General features: G+C 64.2%; 4 protein-coding genes and 2 pseudogenes. 3 read left to right on the top strand and 3 right to left on the bottom strand.

Annotation, left to right across the window (positions count from 1 at the left end; all coding sequences use genetic code 11):
- The first annotated feature begins 188 nt into the window (after window positions 1-188).
- Genes VML93_RS29455 through VML93_RS29465 form a run of 3 tightly spaced genes read left to right on the top strand, consistent with a single transcriptional unit; the run spans window position 189 to window position 2920 of the window.
- Complete coding sequence (locus VML93_RS29455; protein WP_325615934.1) at window positions 189-1301, top strand: hypothetical protein; 1113 nt, start codon at window positions 189-191, stop codon at window positions 1299-1301.
- Entirely contained in the window at window positions 1298-2119 is an 822-nt protein-coding gene (locus tag VML93_RS29460) for a mycofactocin-coupled SDR family oxidoreductase (RefSeq protein WP_325615936.1), read from the top strand. The genes VML93_RS29455 and VML93_RS29460 overlap by 4 nt, the downstream gene beginning before the upstream one ends.
- Before the next feature lie 30 nt (window positions 2120-2149).
- Entirely contained in the window at window positions 2150-2920 is a 771-nt protein-coding gene (locus tag VML93_RS29465; RefSeq protein WP_325615941.1) for an SDR family oxidoreductase, read from the top strand.
- Window positions 2921-3007: 87 nt separating this feature from the next.
- On the opposite strand, the gene VML93_RS29470 is transcribed toward VML93_RS29465, so the two are convergent.
- The 3 genes and pseudogenes from VML93_RS29470 to VML93_RS29480 all read right to left on the bottom strand — a co-directional run.
- Window positions 3008-3652, bottom strand: a complete 645-nt coding sequence (locus tag VML93_RS29470) for a carboxymuconolactone decarboxylase family protein (protein ID WP_325615938.1) — start codon at window positions 3650-3652, stop codon at window positions 3008-3010.
- Window positions 3649-4404 (bottom strand): annotated as a pseudogene (locus VML93_RS29475) (SDR family NAD(P)-dependent oxidoreductase). The gene VML93_RS29470 and the pseudogene VML93_RS29475 overlap by 4 nt, the downstream one beginning before the upstream one ends.
- Window positions 4405-4606: 202 nt before the next feature.
- Window positions 4607-5116 (bottom strand): annotated as a pseudogene (locus VML93_RS29480) (cytochrome P450); the annotation flags it as partial.

Here is a 5116-nt window from a genome sequence, read left to right on the forward strand (position 1 = left end):
GATGACCGACGAGTTCGCGCGGCGCATGCACAGTTGGTGGAGCCGGGCCGCCACCGAACGCGAACCGAGTTCGCATGCCGACCCGGCCGGGTTCGGCATCGACGTCGATCAAATCCGTTGTCGCTTAGCGGGATACGTCAAGCAGTCCAACCGCTGGACCTCTCACGCCCGATAGAACAGGAATTCCCATGGCGATTGACCTCACCGGCGGGATCGACCGGTCGCGTGAATACATGTTTCCTCGACGTCCGGACAACCCACAGATGCGCGATTCCGTGAGTTTCTGGACGGTCGATGACCGCGGTCAGATCGGATTGCCCCGCATCGGGATCGAGGCCGTGGCCGCGAACTGGGACCGCCACGACATTCAGGTCAACGTCGCCTTCCCCGACGGGCGGGTGTACCGGCTGCGTGACGGCGCCCTATCACTGAAACCCGAAGGGCCTGACGGCAAGCCGACCGTGCTGGGCGCGGGCGGATTGGTGTTCTCCTGTGTCGAGCCGTTCGACACCTGGACGATGACCTATGAGGGGAAGGCGGTGCGCACGTCATCGGCCGACCTGGTCGCCGGTCGAACCGACGGCCGCCTGGCCGACATCGGTTTTCAGGTCGCCGCAACGATGGCCGTCCCCCCCTGGATCCAGGGCGCGCTGCAGCAAGACGCGGGTGAACGGATCAACAATTCCGTGGAGGGCGAGCTGATGGGCGGCCCCCGCTATGAGCAGCTCTTTCGGGCCAGCGGGTCGGTGACTATCGGCGACGAGAAGCACGCCTTCACCGGTAGCGGGCTGCGAATCCGCCGGCAGGGCGTACGAAAGCTCGCCGGTTTCTGGGGTCACGCGTGGCAATCGGCGCTGTTTCCCAGCGGCAAGGCGTTCGGATACATCGCCTACCCTCCCCGGCCCGACGGCCAGCCCACGTTCAACGAGGGCTACATCTTCGCCGGCGATGGTGACCTTATCCCGGCCCGCGCCGTGCAGGCGCCGTGGCTAACCAGGTTGCAGGCACTCGGTGAGGACGTGTCGGTGGTATTGGAGACGGCCGAGGGCACCGTGCACATCGCGGGCGAAACGGTGTTGTCCACCCACGACATTCACCACGACGACAACACCTTTTCGGTGCGTGAAATGAAGAAGGAGAACCCCAGCTTCCCGGCGTTGCAGCAGGCCTGCGTCCGGTACAGCTGGGACGGCGAAGAGACCTACGGCATGCTCGAACGCTCCAACCCGATCGAGCAGATCGGTCTAAGCGATGCCCACGGCCGACATCAAAGTCAATGCGCGAGAGGGACCCAGCAGTGACTTCACGACTGACCGGCAAGGTGGCCCTTGTCACCGGCGCCGCCCGCGGCCAAGGCAGAGCCCACGCCCAACGGCTCAGCGCCGAAGGCGCCGACGTCATCCTCATCGACATCGCGGGACCGCTGCCGGCTAGCGTGCCCTACGACTCTCCCACCCCCGACGACCTCGCGGAAAGCGCAAGGCTGGTCCGATCCAGTGGGCGGCGTGCCGTGCCCGCCAAGGTCGACATCCGCGACCTCGATGCATTGCGCACCGCTGTCGACGATGCCGTCACCGAACTCGGCAGGCTGGACGTCATCGTCGCCAACGCCGGCATTTGCTGCCCGTCGCCGTGGGACCAGATCACCGCGGAAGCATTCCGCGACACCATCGACACGAACGTCGTCGGAACGTGGAACACGGTAGTCGCCGGCGCCCAACACATCGTCGACGGCGGCCGCGGCGGCTCCATCGTCCTCATCGGCTCGGCTGCCGGCGTGAAGATGCAAGCCTTCATGGTCCACTACACCGCCAGCAAGCACGCCATCACCGGCATGGCCCGCGCACTGGCCGCAGAGCTCGGACGACACCACATCCGCGTCAACAGCCTGCACCCCGGCGCGGTCGCCACCCCGATGGGTACCGGGCGCATGCGCGAAGCCCTCCAATCCGCCGGCGACACCTATCCCCACCTGCAGGGGTTACACAAACCCCTGCTTCCCGAAGGTATCGCCCAACCGGAGAACATCGCCGACGCCGTCGCCTGGCTGGCCTCCGACGAATCGAAATTCGTTACCGCATCGACTGTTTCGGTCGATCTCGGCGTTGCCTACTGCTGACCAACGGTGAACAATCAGGAGAAGCCACAGATGCGAAGACTGCAAGGTAAGACCTTTATCGTCGCCGGAGGAGCCACCGGAATCGGCGCCGAAACGGCCAAACGCCTCGCCGCCGAAGGAGCATCCGTCGCAGTTGGCGACATAAACGGCGCCGGAGCCAAAATTGCCGTCGAGCACATCACCGCCTCGGGCGGGAGCGCCATCGCCGTGGAATTCGATCTCGCCGACGATGAATCGATCCGCCGGCTCGTCGATATCACCCTCACCGAATTCGGGGCCATCCATGGATTGGACAACGTCGGCGCCGACCTCTCGGAAGCCAACCTTGGCCGCGACACCACAATCCTGGACACGCCCTTCGACGTGTGGCATCGCACTCTCGACGTCAATCTGCTCGGCTATGTGCGCACCATCCGCGCCGTGCTTCCCCACCTCCTCGAGCAAGGCTACGGCAGCATCGTCAACACCTCGTCCGGAGGGTCATTGGGCACCGACCCAATGCATGTGGCCTACAACGCATCGAAAGCAGCGGTCAACCAAATCACCCGCCACGTCGCCAACAACTATGGGGAAAAAGGAATCCGGAGCAACGCGGTCATGCCTGGACTGGTCATGGGGGTAACCCAAGAACAACAGAACGACCAACAGCTGCAGCAGATGTTCCTCATGGCCGCGAAGGTTACGCGCCTTGGTAGGCCATCCGACATCGCCGCCGTCACGGCATTCCTCCTCTGCGACGAAGCCGAATGGATCAACGGCCAGACCTGGTACATCGGTGGCGCATCCCAGATGCGCCAATAGCATTCGCTTCAACCGCCAGCCACCAGGAGATTTCGAGCTGGCCGCCAGCAGCAGCGCGGGATACCTTGGCGCACTTGCCATTCCAGTTCACTCCGCGGGGGTTTCGTCCCCGGCCAGAGCGGGCAGCGGCGAACTGTCCTCGGAGGGTGCCAGCTTCCAGGTCTCGAAAGCCATCGCCAACATTGCGTAGGTCCCAACGACGAAAATCAACTCCATCGCCGGGTGAGTGCCCAGCTGGTCGACGAGACGGCGCCAGGCCGTGTCGCGCGCCCGGCCGTCGACGAGCAGTTCATCGGTAGCGGTCAGCACTGTCAGCTCGATGCCGCCGAACTCGGCATTACCGCGAGCGAGCCGGGCTATATCGTCTTCTGTCATCCCAGCGTCGGTGGCGACTTTGACGTGCTCGCCCCAGAAGAAGGCCGAACGGCGTTTATGTGCCACGCGCAGGATTGCCAGCTCCCGCAAGCGGATCGGTAGCTCGCCACGTTGGAGCAGGTATCCGTTATATGACAGAAACTTCTGCGCCAGCTTGGGACGGCGCGCCAGCACCCCGATGATCTCGAACTTGAGTGGGTCGAGGGCGTGTCCGGAATCGGCCCGTGGCACCTTTTCACCCGGAAGACCCAGTAACGCACCGAAAGTCGCATACTCCGCGTCTCCCCACTCCGCTTTTTCAAGGGGCGGGAGTAGCGGATTTGGTGGCAGCGAGCCTCGCGCGACGTAATCGCTCATGTGCGCCGCCCGCCGTTGACACCGATGATCTGACCGGTGATGTACGAGGATTCTTCCTGGCACAAGAAGATTGCGGCGTTGGCGATATCCTCGGGACGGCCCGCGCGGCGCACCGGCGTGATCTTGGCGAAGTGCTCAAGCGGGGCGCTGAATCGCCCCTCGGCGATGGCTCTCTCGAGCATCGGCGTGACCACCATGCCCGGCGGGATCGTATTGACGGTGATTCCCTTGGGGCCCAGCTCCAGCGCCAGGCTTTTGGTGAGCCCGATCACGCCGGCCTTGGAACTGACGTAGGCAGCCATGTGGGCCTGCCCGCCCTGGGCGCTTTAGGATGACAGATTGACGATTCGGCCCCACTTGGCACCCAGCATGTCGGGCAACATCACCTGCGTACAGATGAATGGTCCGCGCAGATTGATCGCCATCACACGGTCCCACTGCTCGTCGGAGATCTCTGAGAACTTGCCGAACTGTTCAATACCCGCGTTATTGATCAAGATGAGTACCGGCCCCAGGTCGGCGCGCACCTGCTCGACCGCCGACTGGACCCCACTCCGGTCGGAGACATCGACGGTGTGGCCGTTGACGGTACCCCCCGCCTCACGCAGTCGGGCAACCTCGGAGGCGATCCGATCGGTCGCAACGTCGAAGATGGCGACCTTGGTTCCGCGAGAGGCGAGGGCTTCGGCGATCGCCAGGCCGAGACCTTGAGCGCCACCGGTGACGACTGCGGTGGTGTCTACGAAGGGCATGGGTTCGTGGTTCCTTGTCTGCTTCGAGTGGTGATCGCGCGCTCGGGGCGCTGGTTTGCCGATCCCCTGACCACATCAACCGACTTGTTTGGGGATCTCCCAGTCGGCGACGATGACTGATCCGGCGTTGACGGCAATGAAATCGAAACCCGTTGCGAAGCAGAGGCGGTCGCTGTCGATACGAGCGGTCAGCATATCGCGGTCATGCCTCATCGCCGGCCGGGCTGAAACCGATATGCACGGCGGCCAGCCCCCGAAGAATGAAGGTGGGCAGGTAGCGGTATCGCCGGTCCCCAGGGGGACCGTGGTGGTCCTCGTCGATCCAGATCCGCGAGGTGCGGTCGAGGAGTCGATTGAGACTGACCTTCGCCTCGGCGCGGGCCAGCGGAGCCCAGGACAACTGTGCGCTCCACGACCAAAGGCGATGTGATTTCGGGCATTTGAGCGTTCGATGTCGAACGAATCAGGATTGGGCCTCGCCTGCAGCGCCGGGTCCTCGGCGATGAACTGCACCGCGGTGCTCAGCAGGCGGACCGTGGTCTCCTGCCCGGCCGCGAACAGATTCGCTGCCACGCACACGACGTCGGCCACGGGCGGGGTGCTGCCGTCTGAGAACACAGCCGCCGCAAGGCCGGTCAGCACGTCGTCGCGTGGGTTCTCGCGGCGTTCGGTGATGTAGTCGGTGAACCGGCCGTAGAGATACGCCAGTGGC

This window comes from Mycobacterium sp. (genome assembly GCF_035499775.1).
GTDB lineage: Bacteria > Actinomycetota > Actinomycetes > Mycobacteriales > Mycobacteriaceae > Mycobacterium.